The organism is Paenibacillus sp. BR2-3, assembly GCF_046529485.1.
In the GTDB taxonomy this organism is placed as follows: Bacteria; Bacillota; Bacilli; order Paenibacillales; family Paenibacillaceae; genus Paenibacillus_AQ.
The window spans coordinates 3712927-3733365 of the sequence record NZ_CP126311.1; the positions used below are offsets into that span (position 1 = coordinate 3712927).

The 20439-nt window shown below is 45.7% G+C and carries 21 protein-coding genes, 2 pseudogenes and 1 other annotated feature; of the genes and pseudogenes, 5 read left to right on the forward strand and 18 right to left on the reverse strand.

Features of this window, described 5'->3' with window-relative positions:
* The first annotated feature begins 165 nt into the window (after positions 1-165).
* Positions 166-573, forward strand: coding sequence for a hypothetical protein (locus PaeBR_RS17905; protein ID WP_410511883.1), 408 nt, complete (start codon positions 166-168; stop codon positions 571-573).
* Here the strand turns inward: PaeBR_RS17905 and PaeBR_RS17910 are convergent.
* Positions 544-1677, reverse strand: coding sequence for an NADH-dependent flavin oxidoreductase (locus PaeBR_RS17910; protein ID WP_410511884.1), 1134 nt, complete (start codon positions 1675-1677; stop codon positions 544-546). The two genes, PaeBR_RS17905 and PaeBR_RS17910, sit on opposite strands and share 30 nt — an antisense overlap.
* Before the next feature lie 231 nt (positions 1678-1908).
* Between PaeBR_RS17910 and PaeBR_RS17915 the strand changes: the two genes are divergently transcribed.
* A complete protein-coding gene (locus tag PaeBR_RS17915) occupies positions 1909-2391 on the forward strand; it encodes a MerR family transcriptional regulator (protein WP_410511885.1) in 483 nt (160 codons plus the stop codon).
* Between the two features lie 180 nt (positions 2392-2571).
* Here PaeBR_RS17915 and PaeBR_RS17920 read toward each other — a convergent pair whose 3' ends face one another.
* The 6 genes and pseudogenes from PaeBR_RS17920 to PaeBR_RS17945 form a co-directional block, all read right to left on the reverse strand.
* The gene (locus PaeBR_RS17920; RefSeq protein ID WP_410511886.1) at positions 2572-3339 is read right to left on the reverse strand and encodes a class I SAM-dependent methyltransferase; all 768 of its coding nucleotides are present in this window, start codon (positions 3337-3339) and stop codon (positions 2572-2574) included.
* Positions 3340-3700: 361 nt separating this feature from the next.
* Positions 3701-3820, reverse strand: a pseudogene (locus PaeBR_RS17925) (ABC transporter permease); the annotation flags it as partial.
* Positions 3820-4062: pseudogene (locus tag PaeBR_RS17930) on the reverse strand (ATP-binding cassette domain-containing protein); the annotation flags it as partial. The pseudogenes PaeBR_RS17930 and PaeBR_RS17925, both read right to left, overlap by 1 nt.
* 15 nt (positions 4063-4077) lie before the next feature.
* A complete protein-coding gene (locus PaeBR_RS17935) occupies positions 4078-4428 on the reverse strand; it encodes a DUF1048 domain-containing protein (protein ID WP_410511887.1) in 351 nt (116 codons plus the stop codon).
* Positions 4429-4437: 9 nt separating this feature from the next.
* On the reverse strand, positions 4438-4785 hold the full coding sequence (locus tag PaeBR_RS17940) for a DUF1048 domain-containing protein (RefSeq protein WP_410511888.1): 348 nt from the start codon (positions 4783-4785) through the stop codon (positions 4438-4440).
* Positions 4782-5090: a PadR family transcriptional regulator gene (locus PaeBR_RS17945; protein WP_306293517.1), complete on the reverse strand. Its 309-nt coding sequence runs from the start codon at positions 5088-5090 to the stop codon at positions 4782-4784. Before PaeBR_RS17945 ends, PaeBR_RS17940 begins: the two co-directional genes overlap by 4 nt.
* 284 nt (positions 5091-5374) lie before the next feature.
* Between PaeBR_RS17945 and PaeBR_RS17950 the strand changes: the two genes are divergently transcribed.
* A complete protein-coding gene (locus tag PaeBR_RS17950) occupies positions 5375-5830 on the forward strand; it encodes a GyrI-like domain-containing protein (RefSeq protein ID WP_410511889.1) in 456 nt (151 codons plus the stop codon).
* A 41-nt stretch (positions 5831-5871) separates the two neighbouring features.
* Here the strand turns inward: PaeBR_RS17950 and PaeBR_RS17955 are convergent, their stop codons facing one another.
* From PaeBR_RS17955 to PaeBR_RS17980, 6 genes are all read right to left on the reverse strand, one after another.
* Positions 5872-7254 (reverse strand): hypothetical protein, encoded by a 1383-nt coding sequence (locus tag PaeBR_RS17955; RefSeq protein ID WP_410511890.1) that lies wholly within the window; start codon positions 7252-7254, stop codon positions 5872-5874.
* A 156-nt stretch (positions 7255-7410) separates the two neighbouring features.
* Entirely contained in the window at positions 7411-7674 is a 264-nt protein-coding gene (locus tag PaeBR_RS17960) for a hypothetical protein (protein WP_410511891.1), read from the reverse strand.
* An 88-nt stretch (positions 7675-7762) separates the two neighbouring features.
* Positions 7763-8014: a hypothetical protein gene (locus PaeBR_RS17965; RefSeq protein ID WP_410511892.1), complete on the reverse strand. Its 252-nt coding sequence runs from the start codon at positions 8012-8014 to the stop codon at positions 7763-7765.
* Positions 8015-8023: 9 nt separating this feature from the next.
* Positions 8024-8248, reverse strand: coding sequence for a MerR family transcriptional regulator (locus tag PaeBR_RS17970; RefSeq protein WP_410515228.1), 225 nt, complete (start codon positions 8246-8248; stop codon positions 8024-8026).
* A gap of 267 nt (positions 8249-8515) precedes the next feature.
* Positions 8516-9175 (reverse strand): DUF4386 domain-containing protein, encoded by a 660-nt coding sequence (locus PaeBR_RS17975; protein WP_410511893.1) that lies wholly within the window; start codon positions 9173-9175, stop codon positions 8516-8518.
* 65 nt (positions 9176-9240) lie between these two features.
* Positions 9241-11385: a LuxR C-terminal-related transcriptional regulator gene (locus PaeBR_RS17980; protein ID WP_410511894.1), complete on the reverse strand. Its 2145-nt coding sequence runs from the start codon at positions 11383-11385 to the stop codon at positions 9241-9243.
* A 442-nt stretch (positions 11386-11827) separates the two neighbouring features.
* On the opposite strand from PaeBR_RS17980, the gene PaeBR_RS17985 reads away from it, so the two are divergent.
* Positions 11828-12259: an IS110 family transposase gene (locus PaeBR_RS17985; protein WP_410511895.1), complete on the forward strand. Its 432-nt coding sequence runs from the start codon at positions 11828-11830 to the stop codon at positions 12257-12259.
* Positions 12260-12268: 9 nt separating this feature from the next.
* Positions 12269-12763, forward strand: coding sequence for a transposase (locus tag PaeBR_RS17990; RefSeq protein WP_410511896.1), 495 nt, complete (start codon positions 12269-12271; stop codon positions 12761-12763).
* A 178-nt stretch (positions 12764-12941) separates the two neighbouring features.
* Here PaeBR_RS17990 and PaeBR_RS17995 read toward each other — a convergent pair whose 3' ends face one another.
* The 5 genes from PaeBR_RS17995 to PaeBR_RS18015 form a co-directional block, all read right to left on the reverse strand.
* Positions 12942-14603: a 2-isopropylmalate synthase gene (locus PaeBR_RS17995; RefSeq protein ID WP_410511897.1), complete on the reverse strand. Its 1662-nt coding sequence runs from the start codon at positions 14601-14603 to the stop codon at positions 12942-12944.
* A gap of 80 nt (positions 14604-14683) precedes the next feature.
* Positions 14684-14949: a binding site (T-box leader), on the reverse strand.
* Positions 14950-15166: 217 nt separating this feature from the next.
* Positions 15167-16414 (reverse strand): stalk domain-containing protein, encoded by a 1248-nt coding sequence (locus PaeBR_RS18000; RefSeq protein WP_410511898.1) that lies wholly within the window; start codon positions 16412-16414, stop codon positions 15167-15169.
* Between the two features lie 231 nt (positions 16415-16645).
* Positions 16646-17827 carry a MalY/PatB family protein gene (locus tag PaeBR_RS18005; RefSeq protein WP_410511899.1) on the reverse strand — a complete coding sequence of 394 codons (1182 nt, stop codon included), beginning with the start codon at positions 17825-17827 and terminating at the stop codon, positions 16646-16648.
* Between the two features lie 97 nt (positions 17828-17924).
* Positions 17925-18581 (reverse strand): deoxynucleoside kinase, encoded by a 657-nt coding sequence (locus PaeBR_RS18010; protein WP_410511900.1) that lies wholly within the window; start codon positions 18579-18581, stop codon positions 17925-17927.
* On the reverse strand, positions 18578-19201 hold the full coding sequence (locus PaeBR_RS18015; protein ID WP_410511901.1) for a deoxynucleoside kinase: 624 nt from the start codon (positions 19199-19201) through the stop codon (positions 18578-18580). The genes PaeBR_RS18010 and PaeBR_RS18015 overlap by 4 nt, the downstream gene beginning before the upstream one ends.
* Positions 19202-20439 lie beyond the last annotated feature (1238 nt).

Genomic DNA, 20439 nt, shown 5'->3' on the forward strand with positions numbered 1-20439 from the left:
AGATAATAAAGTCCTAGACTGCCGCTGTTTTATTGAATTATGGTTTCCCGTTAGAGTGTAGTCCATAAGGAAAACATGCTAACCCCTACGGGACTATTGTTAAATGTATAAATTTTCTTTTGGTGTGGGAAATTAATTTTGAACCTGACAATTTGGAGGTATTCGATGTATCGAAAATTAATTGCATGTTCCCTAATATGCCTATTTCTGATAAGTGGGGTAATTAAAAGTGCATATGCAGCAGCTCCAACGCTCACTTCCGATCATTGGTCAGTGAGTCTAGGGAAGCCCATTTTTAATGATACCAAAATGGCAAAGCCTATTCCCAACGTATCAAATATGTATAGTCTAATCATTAAAAACAATGGCGATAATGCCTATAATGTCAGAGTACAAGTATTTAGAGATGAACCTGATAATTCACAAACGCAATTGCAATTAGTATCAATGCACTCTGTCATTCAGGGGGGCGCCTGGGAAGTCGGAAAAGAATACACCCTGCATAATAACCTTCCGGTTTCCGTTAAAGCAACGATAAAAATGTTATTCTTCGATATTAAACCATGGACCTGAAGCTTGGATGACACCCCAAAGTTTTTCTGGAAGCTCAAGCTCACTAACCTTGGAAGCCTTTATAGCAGTTTGGATTTCAGATTCGTGTCCACTTTGAACCTTTTCAACCCAGTCTGGATCTGTAATTAACGCGTGTCCGATCACAGCTAGGTTAAGACCTTTATCTAATCCTTTTGCAACATCATCCGGCGTTACCATAGAACCCGCAGCCAGTACGGGAACCCGGCTATTTACATATTCAACAATCAACTCAAGATACGTTTTTTCATCTTGGCTATCGACTGGCTTTGAAGAAAGAGCATCAGCTAGTGAAGCATGCACATAATCAACACCCGCTTCAATCAGTCGGTCAATGAATACATAGGTATCCTTCATTCTTAAACCGCCTTCTTGATGTTCGTCAGGAGAAATTCGATAGCCGAAAATAAACGGTTTTGTAGCATGTTTTTCAATGACGTTTTTCATTTCCTTAATTACTGCCAGTGGGAACCGCAGGCGGTTTTCAAGTGATCCTCCCCATTGATCCTCACGTCTGTTGAAGAAAGGAGAAAAAAAGTTTTGAAGTAAAAATCCGTGCGCACCATGAATTTCAACACCATCAAATCCTGCTTCAATGGCTCGTCTTGTTGTTTCTCCAAACGCATGAATCACTTCCAATATTTCATCATGCGAAAGTTCTCTTGGCAAAACGGAAGGAGCAAATCCAGTTGCTTCCGTCTCTACAGCGCTGGAACTAACCACATCTCCATTTGGTGTAAAATCCGGCAGTGCTTTGTTGCCTGCGTGGAAAATTTGAAGTACCGCAGGAGCTCCGCCGCCCTTTGCCGCATCCGCCAATTTTCGTAAACTTGGAATGAATTTATCGTCATAAGCTGCAAATTCATTCGTAAAACCTATTCCATTAGGTTGGACATGCGTACATCCTGTTATAACCAGACCTACGCCCTTCACTCTTCTTCTGTAATATTTCACTTCACTATCTGAAATCGTGTAATCGTCATTACTGGCCCAAGTGGTCATAGGCGACATTACAATCCGATTTCTAAGGGTAATTCCATTTTTGAATGTGAAGGATTCAAGCAAGTTGTTATATTTTGTGTACATTTTCTAACCTCTTTCTAATTATTCATTTATAAACTTTAGTAATTGTTGTCTTAAGTTAAAGCGTTTATGCATATTCCCAAATGAGTCAACCAAGCAATCCTCTATGCTCCTTGTTTAATAACCGAGGAATGCCAAAGGAGATTACCAGTTGATGAGCGCTCACAACATTGGTACAATGACATCATAAAGTATTCGAGTAACTCGAAGTCAATAGCAAGGAGGTTCTAAATTTTGAATCAGACATTACATGAACCAAAATATACGGTAAAAGATGTATCTGAAATAACTGGCCTTACAAAACATACGATCCGTTACTATGATGACCAAAAATTAATACCTTTCGTTTCGAGAGACGGCAGAAACAATCGCTTATTCTCTGACTATGATCTGGATTGGTTGCGAATGGTGCACTCCTTTCGTATTTCAGGATTGCCGATTTCAGAAGTCAAACATTACATTGCTATGTGTTTGCAAGGTGATGAGACGATTTCTGAAAGGGCTGAGCTTGTTGCAAAACAAGAAAAAGAACTAGAAACGAAGATCCATGAGTACAACCTTCAATTAATGCACATAAAAGAGAAGAAGGCGTACTACAAAAGTGTCTTGGCTGGTCAATTGGACGATACCTGGAATCCAGTTAACAATAACCCAGAATGTGGAGAAAAATACGATATACCGGAACATATTAAATCAGCGTCAAAAGTTCATGCTTGACCTTAGAAGATAGTCTACGGTTTCGAGTACACTCGAAGTCAATTTTTTTGTCTATTTAATTTTGACGGATATTGCACTAACCTGCCCGTTATGCTTAACGAAAAATGGAGCAGCTGCCAACCGGCAAACTACTCCATACTGTTTTCAACTAACGTTCTCCGTTAGCGCAACGAGAACAAATCATTTTCTTGCTAAATACAAGTCGATAGTATCATAAACATTTAACACATCACCAAATTTTATAATTGCTTCTTTAATCTCATCTTCAAAAAATTCTTTTGTTGTGGATGGCATACTTCTATGGTCTGAATATGTATTTAATAATGCGATATAGTCAGTCGAAGAAAATCTTCTAGTTAAATGATATAACTTAAACACAACATCCCTAAATCCATAAGCTTGAATATTCTTTGATATGTTATTGTATCTTTCGGTGTCATTTTCTATTAGTTTGGTATTAGAAGGTCTATATTTTTGATAAATCCTTTGAATATTCTGATGTAATTCGTCATTTCCTCGTGCTACAAATGGTCGGTTCCAAAACAAAGCTAGTGTTCCATCGGTTTTTAACAATTTGGAGACTTTAGGATAACCTATTTCTTCTGGAATCCAATGAAAAGCAGTAGCCGAATAAATTATATCTATACTGTCATCTGGACATTCAAATTCTTCAAATGTAGTATTGTATATTGCAAAATTTTTATATTCTCGAAACTTTAATTTTGAATATTCTGCGAGATCTTTTCCTAATTCAATTGCCGTTAATTCACAGCCTATTTTCAAAAAAGGGCTTGTTGCCTGACCTGTTCCAATACCAATTTCAATTGCTTTTTTACCTTGCTCAATTTGAGAATACGCCATAATGTCTTTGACTAATTCTTCACAATATGTCGGTCTCCATTTGTCGTAGTTCTCCACATCCTCATTAAATGTTAGTCGATTATCCATAAATAATCATCATCCTCTCGATAATCACTACCATGCTATACTGCCCGTTAACTGAAAAAGACTACTGATCAGTCAGCAGCTTTTTTTATTGAGCTATAGTGTCCCGTTAGCTTAACGGCATCCACGATTTGACGCCTACTTCAATAAAAAAAGGGAACAGGCACCCGTGGCAGTCTGCTCCCTGGTTATCTTTATTCCCCATTACTTTGACTTAAAAGGAGTAATAGAACATCACTTCACTGCGACGGCCTCGAAACTGGTGAAGCGAGCGCTTTAACAAATAAGTAACGCCGTCGCCGGTGGAGGGGCCTTTACTTGATGTTTTTGTTGACCACTATCATTATTTTAATGCCTGCAAACATTAAGCTGCTTTCCGTTTGTATGCGCGCACCACAAATAGATATGCGACGATCAGTATCCCTAAGCACCACGCAAGAGCGACCCAGATATCATTGCCTACCGGTTGACTTGACAATAGAGCAAACTGATCGCATGCCGCACATTCTCGGGTTTTGACGCGACGTCAAATCCGTTTACGGTGGCGGTGCCTCCGTCCTGTTTGAGCAGCGTGGTGAGGATTCTGACAATCGTCGTCTTGCCCGCGCCGTTGGAGCCAAGCAGGGCGAAAATCTCACCTCGCTTCACTTCAAAATCGACGCCCTTCAGGACTTCTGTGTCCTTGAAAGACTTTCGCAGACCTTTCACTTCAATTGCTTTTTCCATCCCGATATCCACCTTTTACTTTGTTTTATCCGTAACCTTTTTCATGGTCTTGTTACCTTCTTGGTCAACAGATTCTTGATAGATGTCAGCGTAAGTTTTTGAATCTTTGATTAGATCGTCGCAGAAAGCCGCTACGTCACTGCCCGTCACTTCGAGCACGCCTTTCCCCAAGGCCGCGCCCTCTTCAAAAAGGTCGACAATCCCCGAGAGCAAACCCGTCCCGTCGGTTAGCTGGGCAGGGCCGACCTTAAAGAGATATTTTTGAATCTCTTTATAAACAATCTGATAATCTTGCGGGAGCGCTTTGACACGCGCCACGTGCGCTCGCCACTCTTTTTTGCCTTCGATGATATCTTGTATTCTCATTTTATCCTCCTATTTACCTAATTTTTTAGCGATATTACTGTTGAGTTGCTCGCGCCACTTGTCGCGAAAAGACTTTGCCCCTTCTTCGCCGGCCAGCGCTGAACAGAAGCCTTTGATATCGTCACCCAAAACCTCTTGGACACTCTGACCGTCCGCCGCCGTTTCTTCGAGCAGGCCAAGCACACCGTCAAGAATTGGCATGAGGTTGCGACCGGTGAAATCTGAGTGCGGCCAAAGATTGGCATTAATTTTTTCCCATGCCGCTTGATAATCAGCGGGCAGCTTTTTGGCTCGCGATTCAAAAATTTTCAATTCTTTAGTCATGTCGCTGCCGGTGATTTTTTCCCAAAAATTCATTGTTTTTTCTCCTTTAACTCGTTAATTTTTGATGATACGAACTCCCATTTTTCCCAGAACCTCCGCAGCTCCTCGCGCCCCGCGTCGTTGATCGCGAAAAACTTTCGCGGCGGTCCCATGTCGGAGGGCTTCTTGGTGATCTCCACCAACTTGTTTTTTTCAAGCCGGATCAGGATGGTGTACACCGTTCCCTCCACAACATCTGTGAAGCCGAGGGCGTTCAGCCGCCGCGTGATTTCGTAGCCGTAGGTTTCTTTGCGGCTTATAATTTCAAGGACACAGCCCTCAAGCACCCCTTTGAGCATTTCCGTTAGGTTTTCCAGCACAATCACCCCTTGCTATTCTGTATCACTGGTATGAAGTGATACTTACTACTGCTATAAAGTAACACGTAGTAGATGATTTGTCAATAGCGTTTGCTCTGAAACGGATTTTACATTTTCAACTATCCTGTCCGTTAGCTGAATAAGACTACTGATCAGTCAGCAGCCTTATTTTTTAGAATTTTTAAAAAAGAAAATGATTATATTTTTATATCATGATAGCATTCGAAATGTACTAAATATAGTACAGAAAGGAAAATGAAAATATGAATATTAAAGTCGAAGCTCTTCCTAAATATCGCATCGCATATGTGCGACAAGTTGGTCCATATGGTCCTGGAAACGTTCAAACAATGGAAAAGTTAAAAAAATGGGCTAAGGAGAAAAATCTACTTGCTGAATCGGCAATAATACTCGGAATTCCGCAAGATAACCCGGAAACGACACTTCCTGAAAACTGTCGATATGATGCTTGCATTATCATCTCAAACGATTATCAAATGGATAGTTCAATTTCTGAAAGTGAACTTTCTGGTGGAGAATATGTTATTTGCAAAGTCAAACATACAGCGGAAGAGATTCAAAAAGCATGGGCTGAAATTTACCCAGCTTTACAAAAAAGGGGTTATCAAATTGACAACAAACCGATTTTTGAAAGATACACTGGTGATATGATATACAACGATTATTGCGAAATATGTGTACCTGTAAAACCGTTATAGTTTGATTTGACAAAAGAAAAAAAGCCGAGGCAAGGTTTCCCTCACCCTGGCAAAATGAACGATATCCTCCCGCCTATTTGCCGGATGTGGTTGACGTCGGCCCACAGGGTAAAATAATTGTAGAACGTTTCTCCTATTTTGACAGGGTGGGGGTATCTCATGATGAGGGCGGCCTGTTTGTTCATCTCCGCTGGTTGGTCGGCCGACGGAATAATGAAGCAAGCCTCTTGGTTCCGTATCGTCGTCATGACAATCCGAGGAGATGAGCCATAGGGCATCAAGGGATGAAAAGCTTCGGAGCTGCATACATCCGCCATCCGGTTGCCCGCTGAAATCGCTGATACTTGGAAAAAACCGCCCTGCCCTTCGTATCTCTCTTCGCTGACCCGGCGCCAGTTCGCAGGATACGGAAAGGATACCCGGTATACGGAGCTTGTGTAGACGTTTTCTGGAACCCTTCTGACGCAAGGAGACCACTGCAGGGCGGTAATCCGGCCGCCGCTGATGACGTTTACCGGCATCTGCTCCCTGATATCGACAATCCAGAGCTGACTTGCGCTTTCTCCACCTGCGCATCCCGATAAATACGCGATTTTGCCACCGTCCGGCGACCAGCCGACGGGAGTGGCGAAACAGTCAGAAGCAGCTAATGTCCTTTGATTCTGACCGGAACGAGTGTCGATTTGGATGAGTGAATAATAATTCGGTTCCTTATAATCGGTTGCGCTGTAGGCAATGCTCCGGGAGTCCGGGGACCATACCGGAAAATAGTTTTTGGCAAGCGGCCCGCCTTCCAGCGTGTAGATAGTGCCGGTGGCCAGATCCACCGTCGAAATGATGGAGATGCTTACACCGGGGAACGTATAAAGAGCGAAGGTTCCGTCCGGGGAAATCCGAACGTCATGGAGCGGTCCGTCCGTATTTCGCGTGATTTGTCTCCGGTCCGTGCCATTGGTCCGGATGCGGAAGAGCTGGGTGATGTCGGTGGAATCCGGAGCCGCGAACAGAAGCTCCGTACCCGAAGGGAACCACTGCACATCGCTTGCGCCAGGCTCCAGGATGGCATAGCTGATATGTGAGAAAGTATCATAGATGACGATTCTCCCGTTTTTGACATACGCAAGAAACCGGCTGTCCGGAGACCAGTCCAACAGCGTGTAGGGTTCGCTTTGGTCGATCCGGGCAACGGTGAGCGTGACGGTATCCAGCAGATGGACCACGTTGCCAATGCCGATGAAAGCAATTCTCCTGCAGTCCGGAGACCAATAGGGAACGGAAAACTCCGCACCAAGCCCCTGTGTAAGTTGAAAATTTAGACTGTCCTGCGGTCGGTACAGCCAAATGTCGAACGTTCCCCCGCGGTCCGACGTGTAGGCGATCCATCCTTTAACGAGATCATGAGGAACAGCTTGCACGGCCAACATCCTCTCCTGAATCATCTTATACTTCAGATGTATTCAATGGGGGGCGGTTAGGCGACTGCCCCGGACGGCCAGTTTATGCCTCTTCTTCATTTTTATCTGTTTTACTTGTGGAACGATTCTCCCTGCTGTGTGTAACGGAAACTTTTGAAATAGAGATCATCCCAGTAAGGATCTTCGAGCTCGATACCAGGCGACCGTAGCTGCCAGCGACTCTTCCAGCGGTGTTGCTCTCTGCCCGAACCGGTCCGAAAATTTTTGGCTACTTACAACAAACTCCTTCTTGAATTGATAAAACATCTCGATGCTTTCCCTCGCTGCCGGAATGAATAGCCCGCCAATGCGCAGCATTCCCTTCCCCATTGTCTTTAGCCTTGCTTCAACACCAGCAAGCTGTGCGGCTAACTCTACAAATTTTGTCACGGATACCGCATCCGCATTCGGCACATGCCAAGCCTCTCCATAAGCATCCTCTGTTTGTCCAAGCGTAACGAGCGCTCTCCCGAAATCTTCAATGAACGTAAACGTATACTTCCGACCGGTGATTTTCGTGATAGATGCTTATTATTTGACCCTGTGCAGTCAAGCCATGCATCTCCAGCTTGTCAAACAGCTGTGTAAAGCGAACAACAGACGCCTCCATTCCGCACATCGCCCGATTCCTTTCGAAAGCCACAATGCGGTCAGCCAGCTGCTTCAATTCAATTAGGACTCCTTCTCCTTCGGAATCAAGCTTCTCATTCAGGCTTCTCAGGCTTTCCAACTGTCTGATTCAGTTCTCTATAGAAGTATGCGTCAGTTGAAGACGTTCAATTTCCTCCAGTGAGAAACGCAGACTCTTCAAATCCTGCACAATTTTTACAAGCAAAATATCCATATTCGAATAATAACGATAGTGGGTAAGGGGATCCGTCCGGCGCGGACACACGAGTCCAACGTTGTCGTAATATCGCAGCGTCTGGATGGAAATCCCGCATATCCGTGACACGTGCCCAATCGTATAAGATTAATCATTAGCCATAAGACAGCTATCACCTCTCCAGAGTATTAATAGCTTACTTTTTTGGGTATATATCCTATTCGTTGGCTCCTACCAGTCGCCCTTTTCGAGAAGTACTTTACCTTCAAATTTGACTTCATGCAAACCAAGCCTTCAGTAAAAACTTTCGTCTCTTTAGTGTTGTCTTTTATAAGCAATTGAAGAGTTTAATTTTCATGGGAGTTGAATAAACGCCAGTTTTACGAATGTTGATGTTATGATTAATCAGGATTCCTCCATACGCAGATTAAATCCCTTAACCATCAGCCAGATGGGAAGAATGATTTCGAATATCGCTCCTGGAATATAGAGAACGGGGCCCATATCTTGACCGGCGATCGCTAGACAGCTGCTCGCCAACAATGCCGCATATCCGATGAAGCCGATGACGGACATAAATCGTGGAACCCACTTCGATCGATAGAGGATATAGCAAAACAACAAGCTGCCCAAGCTCAGCACGATCATGGCCATTTCAAAGAGCTTAAAATGAGCTTCTACCACTAAATTTGCTATCGTTTGAAAGTATGAACCACCGGAAGCTCCTGCGGCAATATAATTCTCGCTCAGTGTGATGAGTACAAGCGGACCGATCAAACTTACGATGAGCAGCACAGACTCGATGATCCGGGAACTGACGTACCCCCACGCAAACGCTTCGTTATGCTTCTTTAAAATGGGATACAGAAGCATGGCAATCCCCACAACCGCCATGGCGTTTATCAACTCTAAAAACACTCCCGCAACAACGTTTGTTCTGTCCGGATACAAACTAGCGAGAAAATCCGACCGATGTAGAATAGGATCCAAAAGCCCGCTTCCTATCAAGAATGAACCCGTCGCCACCAGAAATAATGCCCCTGCTACTCTTTCAATCTTATTCATATTTATCTCCTCTTGGCTCTTTTTATAAGCAGTATAGCTTGAGGAGGATTGTGTCTGTAGACACTTTAGTGTGGTTTACGGGTGTTTGCGAACAAATTCAACTCCCTGGCACGGGCGATTGCTTCCGTGCGTCTTTGCACTTGAAGTTTTTCGAAAATTCTGCGATTGTGCCCTTTGACCGTGTCCAAGGCCAAGAAGAGTTTCTCACCGATTTCGCGGTTCGAAAGCCCCTTGGCTACGAGCTCGAGCACTTCTATTTCGCGTTGGCTAAGCGGTTCGATTAGATTGCCCTTCATCCCGTGTTTTAAGACCATGCTCACACGTTTCAGACCAAGTCGCGCTGCACGGAGAGCGGGAAGCGGCAGATCACCGGACAGCCGCAGAGCTTCTTGGTAACTTTCCGCCGCCACATCGGGCCTATTTTCCGCTTCCTGTATTTGACCAAGACCAATATTGGCCATTACAGCCATCAGTTGATGGCCCATCATTTGACTGTTCGATATGGCTTCGTTATAGGCGTCACGAGCTTCAGCATAATCTCCCCGCCGCTGGCAAGCGACGCCCAGCATCCAAGCGGATGCTGTCCGAACAGGGAGATTATCCGGACGCAGATACTCCAACGCACGACGTGACTCGGCAATAACGGTGTCTATCTCGTGTTTTCCGCTAATCCAAGCATCCCTTGTATGGGCAATCACTCCGACAAGTTCATCGGTCTTGTCTTCGGGCTCCGTGTTTTGCATGGCCGCTTCGGCTACCTGTAAATTTCGATCGGCACGATCAGGATTACCTACCATCATTAATGATGCCAATGTAGCCCGAGTGGCGGCAATCAGTCCGATCAGGTCTCTGATACCGACGTCCTGTTCCACGCCTTTCAGGGCCGCCTCTGCCGCTCGCAGCTTGTGTTCGACGCCCGTTGGCTTGCCCGCAATCAGAAGAGCCGAACCATACATCACCCACAACGCGGGTCTAGCGTCCAGTTCCGCGGCAGGCAACGACTGCAACCAGTTCAGCGAAATGCCAGCAGCCCCACGAAGATGCAGCGGCGTCCCTTCGCCTTCAAGAAGACGTGCGGCGCGCTCGATGTCATGGGATTCCACGGCATGGTGAAACGCTTCGATCTCGAAGCCACTTTCTTCATACCAGACGCTTGCTCGTTCATGCAATTTTGCGATATTGCTATCGTCGAGACATTCCTGCAGCCGTCTGCGGAGTAAATCGGCAAACAAATGGTGATAACGATACCAACGTCGTTCATTATCCAAGGGAACGACAAACAAGTTCATGCGATCAAGATCGATTAAGTTTTCCTTACCAGAAATCGCGGGATCGAGCATAACGTCATCGCAAAGGGCTCCGCACAGGCGGTCGAGGATCGATGTCCGCAGCAAAAAGGTCTGTACAGCTTCCGGTTGCCGTTGCAGGACTTCTTCTACCAAATAATCAAGCACGAAATGATGGTTGCCGGTGAATGACTGAATAATCCGATCGGTGCCATGATCTCCCTGTAGGGAGATCGCAGCCAAGTGCAGACCCGCAACCCAGCCTTCGGTGCGTGATTCCAACGCGGCTATTTTATCCATGGACAGGCTAAGGCCCATTACATGGTTCAAAAATGCTTCGGCTTCGGAGAGAGTAAATCTCATGTCGTCTACGCCCAACTCGGTCAATTGGTCCCGAGCCCGCAATCGGGCCAGTGGAATACGCGGAGCCTCGCGGGTCACCATAACAATGTGCATTTGCGCTGGAAGATGGTCAAGCAGGAAGGACACGGCATCGTCAACCGGCTTTGATTTCACCGCGTGATAATCGTCAAGAACGAGTAGGAAAGGAGCCATAATGGCCGCAATTTCATTAAGAAGAGCTGTCAGAATCGACTCGGTCGGCGGCGGTTGAGGAGATTGAAGCACAACAAGCACGCCTTCTCCTATATTCTCCGCAAGTCTCTGTAGAGAGGAGATCATACAGGTTAAAAAGCGTGAAAGTTCGTTGTCCTCTTTTTCGAGCGACAGCCATGTGGCAGGCCGCCCGCATTCGGCGAGCCATTCACAAATTAAAGTAGTTTTGCCATAGCCCGCGGGTGCAGAGATAAGGGTCAATTTACGGTGAAAACCCGCGCTCAACCTTTCGGTCAACCGCCGGCGGAGAACCGCTTTTGGCCGAGGCGTGGGAATATAAAATTTGGTAGCCATGATGGGATTAGACATAGTTTTATATTATCACCTCCGATTTCCACCATCAATGGGAATAATCGTTTAGAGAAAGCTTCCGAATATCCACTGAACCACAGCACTTACAGACAATACTCTCGTCACTCCTAAAAACACCAACTTTTAATTACTCCACAGCTATTGATAAATTTCTAAATTTCTGAAACTAAGCTATGCTGCCCGTTAGCCATACATGCAGCGCTTGCGCTGCACCACAGATGATGAAAATGGTTATATCTGTTAATACTGCTACTATGGCTGGGAGAGGAAGGTCGATAAGCTATGGTGCCTACGAGCCCATCCGTTAGTCTGACTCCAACGATCACGGTGCATCACAGATTGTCGCTCCCTATTGGGAAGCACTCATGGGAGATTAATCCTACTCTGATTGTTGCACCAGCCTCTTATCTAATTTAGCCGTAGAGAGGATGTCTTTAAGGTGGAAATCGTAGTTGAACGGGCATGTGGTATGGATATTCATAAGGATAACATTACGGCATGTATTCTAACGTCGAAGAGAAACGAGATTCAAACATTTTCAACTAAAACAGTGTTTCTTTTACAATTAATTGACTGGATTAAACTGCATGAGTGTACTCACGTTGCCATGGAAAGCACAGGCGTATTTTGGAAGCCTATTGTTAATCTACTTGAAGCTGAAGGAATTGAATTTCTAGTGGTGAATGCTCAGCATATGAAAGCTTTGCCTGGACGTAAAACAGACGTCAAAGATTCGGAATGGATTGCAAAGCTTCTTCGTCATGGGTTACTTAAAGCAAGTTTCATTCCAGATCGAAATCAACGGGAGCTTCGAGAACTTGTTCGGTATCGTCGTAGTATCATTGAAGAAAGGGCTAGACAACACAACTGAATTCAAAAAGTGTTAGAAGGAGCAAATATTAAGCTCAGCTCTGTTGTCTCTGATATTATGGGTATCTCCTCTCGCGATATGCTCCGTGCCATTGCTGATGGTGAAGATGATCCTGAGAAACTAGCAAACTTCGCTAGACGCACCATGAAACGAAAGAAGGATGAACTTGAACTTGCTCTACACGGCTATGTAAACCCTCACCAACGGCTGATGATTAAGACCATTTTAACTCACATTGATTTTTTAAGTGAACAGATCGTGATACTAGATCAGGAAGTCGCTACGAGGGTAGTCCCTCTTCATGAAGATGTCGAACGTTTAGATTCAATTCCTGGAATAGCTACTCAAATGGCAGAACAAATTTTAGCGGAAATTGGAACGGATATTAAGAAGCAGTTTCCCAGTGCTGCGCATTTATGCTCATGGGCTGGACTTGTACCTGGGCATAACGAAAGTGCAGGAAAGAGAAAATCTGCTAAAGTAAAAATGGAAACAAATATCTGAAGTGCGCCTTAGTTGAAGCAGCCCATTCTGTTGCAGCGTCAAAGAACTATCTCGGTGCCATGTATAGACGAACAGCAGCACGAAAAGGAAGAAAACGGGTAGCGGTCTCTGTTGCTCATGCAATGTTGAGAATAGCCTACTATTTTTTAACACGTGTAGATTTAATTTTCATGGGAGCTCAATAACGACTCATTTGATTCACAGCACTAAACAGAGCTTTTACAGATGAAGTCATTATATCAACATCAATCCCACAGCCCCAATATACGTTGCCGTCCAAAGCCGTGATGCCGATATAAGAGACCGCTTGTGATTTTGAGCCTGTTTCCAGAGCGTGCTCCTTATAGACCAAATCGGTGTAATCCATCCCGAGATGGGTTTGCAACGCATTGCTTATCGCATCGAGTCTTCCATTTCCCTTACCTGTAATTTCCTTGACTTCATTACCGGTTCTTATGGTAATGATGGTTTGAAAATCTTCACTGTCTGCAAAGTGGTATTTGACTAACTCGACAGGCGTCTTTATATTCACATATTCCTTCAAGAAAATGTCGTATATTTCATCTGGCATCAGCTCCTTCTGCTGCTGATCTGATACGTTTTTAACGCAGTATCCGAAGTTTTCGCGCATTTTCGTTGGAAGATCGAGTCCGTACTTTTGCTGCAGCACATACCCAATCCCGCCTTTGCCAGACTGGCTGTTAATGCGGATAATATCCCCTTCATACGCCCTGCCGATATCCTTGGGATCAATCAGCAGGTAAGGGACCGACCAATGCAGACGTTCCTTTTCCTCGCGCCATTTCATTCCCTTGGCAATAGCATCCTGATGCGAACCGGAAAAAGCGGTAAATACAAGCTCGCCACCGTAGGGATGTCTTTCACCCACTCTCATTTTGGTGAGCCGTTCATAAACGGAAATGATGGCAGGGATGTCTTCAAAATTCAGCTTCGGCTCCACTCCATGGGAGTACATGTTCAGGGCCAACGTGACAATGTCTACGTTTCCCGTTCGTTCCCCGTTTCCGAACAAAGTACCTTCAACCCGCTGGGCTCCGGCCAGCATCCCCAGCTCCGCATCCGCTACACCCGTTCCTCTGTCGTTGTGCGGATGTAGCGACAAAATGACATGCTCTCGGTAATTTAGGTGCTCGCTCATATACTCGATCTGGCTGGCATAGATGTGCGGCATTGACATGGATACCGTTGCCGGAAGATTGATAATGACCGGGTTCTCCGCCCTCGGTTGCCATACATCGAGCACTCCGTTGCAAATATCCAGCGCAAAATCTACTTCTGTACCCGTAAAGCTTTCCGGTGAATATTGGAACAGGAAGCTCCCCTCCGTTTCCTCCGCACACTGCTTCAACAGTTTGGCACCGACCAAAGCGATATCGATAATTTCTTCTTTGGATTTGCGGAATACCTGCTCCCGCTGCGCCACGGAGGTCGAGTTGTACAAATGTACTACGGCTTTTTTCACGCCTTGCAGCGATTCAAAGGTTTTACGGATAATGTGCTCTCTCGATTGGGTAAGCACTTGGATGGTCACATCGTCTGGGATCAAATCCTGCTCAATCAACGTGCGTAAAAATGTGAATTCCGTTTCCGAAGCTACGGGAAAACCGACTTCGATCTCCTTGAACCCGATGTCTACGAGCAATTTAAAGTATTCCAGTTTTTCCTCCAAATTCATCGGAACGACCAACGCCTGATTTCCGTCCCGCAGGTCGACGCTGCACCAAATCGGGGCTTTTGTAATATATTCCTTCCGGGTCCAATTCAAACTTGTCTCCGGCACCATAAAATACCCTCTGGCGTATTTTCCAACATTTTTCATGAATGTTCTTCCTTTCATCAATGTCCTGCAACTGACCCGTCATGGTCCGACGGAATGCAAAAAAGCCTTTCATCTCTACTAACAGAGACGAAAGACTGTGAGATCTTACGCGGTACCACTCCGAATTCATGCCTTAGACGGCATGCGCTCTTACAGATACGGGTTTGCCAAAACAGACAAACCTTATATCCTCCTGATGATAACGGCCAGGCTCCGGCTCCACCTACTTTGTTGGTTCAGCGAGCAACTCCAAGGCGAGTTCAGATTTTCTCCACGGCTGTTTCGCACCATCCAACAGCTCTCTGATCGCTTAGAAAATCGTACTATTCCTTTTCAACGTATTTAAATATTTATACATATTCTATACCATCCAAACCATGTTATCAAGTGCAGTAAATAAGATAATAAATCATAAGTTTGTACAATCATACTACTCACCAATGATCTTTGTATTGGCATTTGAAACCGATTTGTTGAACTATCCTGCCCGTTCGTATTATAACCCATCGTCAGCCTAATACTATATATTCTCAGTCTACAACTTTATTTTCAATAAACACCCGTTACTCCACCGACTTATTCATCTCGGTCCATTCAGACTGTCCGATAATGCCTAAGCGCCAGACGGCGATTCCTTTAAGGTCATATCGTTTGGCCAGACCAACCTTGGTATTGACGGAGTTCTCGTTCTCACTGGCCAGAGAAATACCGAGAATCAGCTTGTCTTTATTAACGTGCTTCAAGGCCAGACGGATAGCCTCATCCACCTTGGCCACCGGTTCGGGGCTTTTCTCATCTCCGTATGCGTAAGCCATAATGATAAGATCATCGGCAAGTGTTCCCAGTGTTTTGTAATCGTATCCCGTGAAAGAGCTGTTCAGCGGATGAAGGATGATCGTGAGCTTGAGTCCTGCCTGACGTGTTTTTGCAGATAAATTCTGAACAAAGCTGTTATAATCCGAACGTGCCTTGGCTTTATCGCCGCTTAGGCCCAGTCCCTCCAAATCCAGCAAAACCCCTTGAAAGCCCTTTTCTACCGCCGTATCAACGATTCCGGTAATCGTACGTGCTTGAAGTTCCTGATCCTCCAGATTCTTGGTGAGCTCCAGCTTGCCGTCTACCGAATAAACCATGAGATAAGGAGCAGTTCCACCAGCCGCCGCTTCTGAAACGATGAGTTCAGGAGTAACCGTATCGGCAGACTTCGGCCAATTGTATTCTTCCCCTTTGGTGGTAAACTCGCCGCTGCGGTCAATTCTGCTCCAGCCAAAGGCAACAGCATCGAAGTCGGGAAGCATGGAGTACTGGTCATAAGAGGACAGTGCATAAAATCCGAGCGTATACATATCCTTCTTCGGCGAAATAATCGATACGGTCTTTGTAGCCTGGTTCCAGGACACCCCCGCTCCAAACTGTCCGCTGAAAAAGCTGAGCGGAATCATCGTGGTCCCGCGAACCGTTTGCGGCGCAACCGCCAGTTGTACAAGCCCGCCATTTACCACGGCATTTTTGCTGCCCAGCTTCAGTACAACCTCTTTGGTAACCGTACCCGTCTTCTTGGTTGCAGTAATCTTCTTGAGTGCCTGATTCCACTGTACAGGAATGCCAAGCGCTTCAGATATGGCCCGGAACGGCACCATTGTTGTCCCCTTCATCACCGCAGGTGCTACCGGAAAGGGCAGTGGATATCCGTCCAGCATGATTGTAACCCCGGCGTTACTTGCTGCCGCTTGTGTTGTATTCTCATGCAAAGCTGTAATACCGCCCAAAGCAATGGCGCAGCATAATACGATTCTCCCAAAACGTTTCATAGTGTGCTTTCCTTCTCCCATGTATATGATATTAGATTCGTCTTTCTTCCCCGTAAGCAGAATTGCTGCCTTTCTATTATACTACCAAGTCTGATATTTTTTGCAAATTAATAGATTGTAACGTTGGAGAGAGCGCAGTATTTAGCCATTAAAAAAACCCGCTGTTCTGCCTAAAAAAGGCAAACAGCGGGTTTACATTGACGATCATAAAAAGCAGCTTCGTTCCTTTAACTACTCGGCAGTATAGGCTTTCGCAGCCCTTGTGAAACGCTCCAACGCCTCTTGCAAAATCGATCTCGGGCAAGCCAGATTGATCCGCAAATAGCCCTCACCCTCGCTGCCAAATACGGAGCCTTCACTAAAAGCCACTTTCGCTTCTTTGAACATCAGGTTTTTAAGCCCGGCGATATCCAGCTTCAGTTCGCGGCAGTCCATCCATAGCAAATAGGTAGCCTGCGGGCGCATCACCTTGACCTGTGGCAATTGCTCCGACAAGTAGCCGATTGCATATTCAACATTTCCGGAGATGTGCTGCACAAGCTCGTCAAGCCACTCATCGCCTTCATTGTAGGCGGCTTGAACCGCATCCTGGGCGAAAAAATGACTCATGTGCAGACTTAATGCTTTGATCCGCAGATCAAATTTCCGCTTCAAATCCGGGTTAGAGGCTACGATGAAAGAGGATTGAATACCCGGCAGGTTGAATGTTTTGGTCGCCGCCAAAGTCGTTAATGTAATATCCGCCAGCTCCTCCGACAAGGAGGCAAATGGAATATGTCTATGGCCCGGAAGGGCCAAATCACAATGAATTTCATCCGATATGACTGTTACGCCGTAAGCAAGACACAATTCACCAAGCTTCAGCAGCTCCTCCCGCTCCCAGATGCGTCCCCCCGGATTATGCGGGCTGCAGAGCAGCAGCAGCTTTGCACCGCCCTTCATTAACTCTTCCAGCTGGTCATAGTCCATTTCATACTGGCCGTTCCGCAGGATCAGCGGGTTCTTGGCCACCTTGCGGCCGTTCATCCTGATGACATCATAAAAAGGATAATATACCGGCGATTGCAAAATAACCTCACCGCCCGGCTCACTGAACAGCTCTACTGCAAGGCTTAAGGAAGTTACAATTCCAGGGGAATCCGATATCCACTCCGGCTGAATGCTCCAGTCATGTCTTCTTTGAAACCAAGAAGTAATAGCCTCTATGTAACTATCATTTTTTACACTATAGCCGTAAATTCCATGCTCCGCGCGGCGCAGGATGGCTTCTTTTACAGCGGGAGGACTCTCGAAATCCATATCGGCTACCCATAAAGGCATAACGTCCTTATCCCCGAACAGCTTCTCCGATTGGTCCCATTTATAAGAGCGGGTACTGCGGCGGTCAATGATGGCATTAAAATCATACTTCAACTAAAGTCACCTCGTCCTCTCTGCTTCAACGTATTAATGTATTGTAACATGCAAAAGACGGCAGAGCCAAGGATAACCCCAGCCTGCCGTCGTTATTTTACACCTCGCTGATCAATGGTCTGCGAATGGTATTCCCGACCTTTTTGAGAATATCGAACACAGAATCCGGGTCATTCACGTCGTACTCATCTATATTCAGGCGGAGTACCGGACAAGCGGTGAATTCGTTAATCCACACAGAATATCTGCCATGCATCTGTTCCCAATACGCCACATCAGTCTGAATTTCCATCTCACGCCCGCGCTCATTAATCCGGGTCAGGATCGAGGGCAGACTGCCCTCAATATAAATCAGCACATCAGGGTGCGGAAAATACGGAGTCATCACCATAGCCTCATAAAGGCTGGTGTAGGTTTGATAATCGGTCTTCGACATGGTGCCTTGATCCGCATGCATTTTGGCAAAAATACCGGTGTCCTCGTAAATGGATCGGTCTTGAACGAAGCCGCCGCCCATTTCGAACATTTTTTTCTGCTCTTTGAAGCGCTCAGCCAGGAAATAAATTTGTAAATGAAAACTCCATCTCTCAAAATCATGGTAGAACTTCTCCAGATACGGGTTGTGATCAACCTGCTCAAGCGAGGTTTGAAAATGAAGGCGCTCGGCCAGAGCAGCCGTTAATGTGGATTTGCCGACACCCACTGTTCCAGCCACAGTAATTAATGCGTTATCCGGGATGTTGTAGTTATTCATTGCATATGCTCCTTTATTTGAGAGGCGATGGCTGCGAAGTGTTCCTTATTTTCCACAAAATCAACCTCGTTTCCATCTATCGTTATAATTACCGTCGACGGCTCACGGCCCGCCAGAGAAGCCATCGCCTCATCATAATCTTCTATTAATTGCTGCAAATAGGCGATATCCATTGCATCCTCAAAGGAACGTCCTCGCTTTTCAATTCTTTGCAGCAATGTATCGAGATCTGCCCGAATGTAGAGAATGACATCCGGCTTCGGCAGGTCATCGGTTAGTACATGATAGATTTGACGGTATTTATCGCGCTTTGTACCCTTCAGCGTCCGTTCGCTAAAAATAAGATTCTTATAAATATGATAATCCGAAATGACGGCCTTACCCTTATCTATGTACTGCATAACGGTATCTTCAAGCTGCTTGTACCGGTTGCAGAGAAAGAACATTTCAAGCTGAAAGCTCCAGTCGTCCATATTCCGGTAGAACTTATCCAAAAAAGGATTCTCCTCAACAATCTCCTTGATGATCGGAAGCTGAAATTCCTCTGCAAGCATAGTGGCCAGCGTTGTTTTCCCGGCTCCGATCGGACCTTCCACAGCAATAAATGGTGCATGTTTCATTGATTCTATTTCCTCCTCAAATGCGGACAATGCCAAAAAACAGACTAAACTATTGTATCACAGGAGAGCTTTCGTGAGAGGTGGAAAATGAAGAAACTTTTCGGGCTCAAAACCAAAATCAGCGGTTGACCGTTTGTGAATCAAGCCGCTGCGGTACGGAGGGTTCTTACGATCGCTGTTAAAGCCCGATTTCTTGATTGGAAGCTTTTTATAGGTTGAAATCGGCCTTTAAAGGCGAACACTATCGTTTCTCCAGAATCCCTCCGCCCCTCCGCTGGGTTTGCGCATATAGTCAACCTTGATTTTTAGATATAGCCACTTTTCGTCGAAAAATAAGGAGTGAGGTGGTAGCCGTAACTACGGTGATGTTTGGACTTCAGGCCGCTGTTGTCTCCGGATTTTATTTGTTTTTACCGCCTTTAGCGGATTAAATCCGGGGACAGCTAGTGCTTCCGATGCGAGCTTTCCTGCGGAAAGCTTTCGGGCGGACGCTGACGCTCCTCCAGTTCCAAACCTCCCCTTCGTTACTATTTCACCTGTCACATTTTTTTCATATCAATCGGAGTCAGCGCAACAACCGGAAAAACCACGGTCAGCAATGAACCTGTCAAACTTCCACCCCCCCTTTAATATGAATAGCATGACGTAACTGCCGCTGTTTTTTTATGAGTAAAGCGCTCGAGGTAACCGTCGAGTGGCTGCCGCATAGAGCGGATATCAATTGCGATGAAGTCAGGCCGGTGGATTATACAAAAAAAGGTACAAAAGGCCGCCTACTGGTATCTGGTTCTGGCGAACCTGCTTATAGCGGACCTCATCCCCTTTAGTTGCACTTGGTGCAATTATTACTCGCCGTAAGCCAACGACAAGTGACTTAATTGCACTTGCTGCAACTATTTAGCGGAGAATGGTGAGAAAACGGATATTTTCTCTGTTTTAGTTGCACGAAATACAATTATAAGTGAGATGTGCGCCGTTTTCTCCCATATAGTTGCACAGAATGCAATTAAGGGTGTAACGTAAGCACACTACAGATCGCAACTTGGCGATTGGCGTGTTAGATACTCCAGGTGGAGCGTAGAGGATAGCTTTTTTGTGGGTTCCCGCTGAACGCAGCGGAGAGGACGGAACGATTGCGGAAAAGCGGCAGCGTTCGCCTTGGTATCCAAATTTCAACCGCTGCGCGAGTTCAATTCAGAAATTTGGATACCACAGCGATTGGAGCAACGTTCCGTTCG

What these genes read in the sequence shown, in the direction of transcription:
- PaeBR_RS18010 (WP_410511900.1), bottom strand. Translation starts at nt 18,581, where the DNA reads ATGAATAACTACAACATCCCGGATAACGCATTAATTACTGTGGCTGGA.
- PaeBR_RS17975 (WP_410511893.1), bottom strand. Translation starts at nt 9,175, where the DNA reads ATGAATAAGATTGAAAGAGTAGCAGGGGCATTATTTCTGGTGGCGACG.
- PaeBR_RS17945 (WP_306293517.1), bottom strand. Translation starts at nt 5,090, where the DNA reads ATGCTCAAAGGGGTGCTTGAGGGCTGTGTCCTTGAAATTATAAGCCGC.
- PaeBR_RS17920 (WP_410511886.1), bottom strand. Translation starts at nt 3,339, where the DNA reads ATGGATAATCGACTAACATTTAATGAGGATGTGGAGAACTACGACAAA.
- PaeBR_RS17935 (WP_410511887.1), bottom strand. Translation starts at nt 4,428, where the DNA reads ATGAGAATACAAGATATCATCGAAGGCAAAAAAGAGTGGCGAGCGCAC.
- PaeBR_RS17995 (WP_410511897.1), bottom strand. Translation starts at nt 14,603, where the DNA reads ATGAAAAATGTTGGAAAATACGCCAGAGGGTATTTTATGGTGCCGGAG.
- PaeBR_RS17905 (WP_410511883.1), top strand. Translation starts at nt 166, where the DNA reads ATGTATCGAAAATTAATTGCATGTTCCCTAATATGCCTATTTCTGATA.
- PaeBR_RS17955 (WP_410511890.1), bottom strand. Translation starts at nt 7,254, where the DNA reads ATGTTGGCCGTGCAAGCTGTTCCTCATGATCTCGTTAAAGGATGGATC.
- PaeBR_RS17940 (WP_410511888.1), bottom strand. Translation starts at nt 4,785, where the DNA reads ATGAATTTTTGGGAAAAAATCACCGGCAGCGACATGACTAAAGAATTG.
- PaeBR_RS18015 (WP_410511901.1), bottom strand. Translation starts at nt 19,201, where the DNA reads ATGAAACATGCACCATTTATTGCTGTGGAAGGTCCGATCGGAGCCGGG.
- PaeBR_RS17980 (WP_410511894.1), bottom strand. Translation starts at nt 11,385, where the DNA reads ATGTCTAATCCCATCATGGCTACCAAATTTTATATTCCCACGCCTCGG.
- PaeBR_RS18000 (WP_410511898.1), bottom strand. Translation starts at nt 16,414, where the DNA reads ATGAAACGTTTTGGGAGAATCGTATTATGCTGCGCCATTGCTTTGGGC.
- PaeBR_RS17910 (WP_410511884.1), bottom strand. Translation starts at nt 1,677, where the DNA reads ATGTACACAAAATATAACAACTTGCTTGAATCCTTCACATTCAAAAAT.
- PaeBR_RS17950 (WP_410511889.1), top strand. Translation starts at nt 5,375, where the DNA reads ATGAATATTAAAGTCGAAGCTCTTCCTAAATATCGCATCGCATATGTG.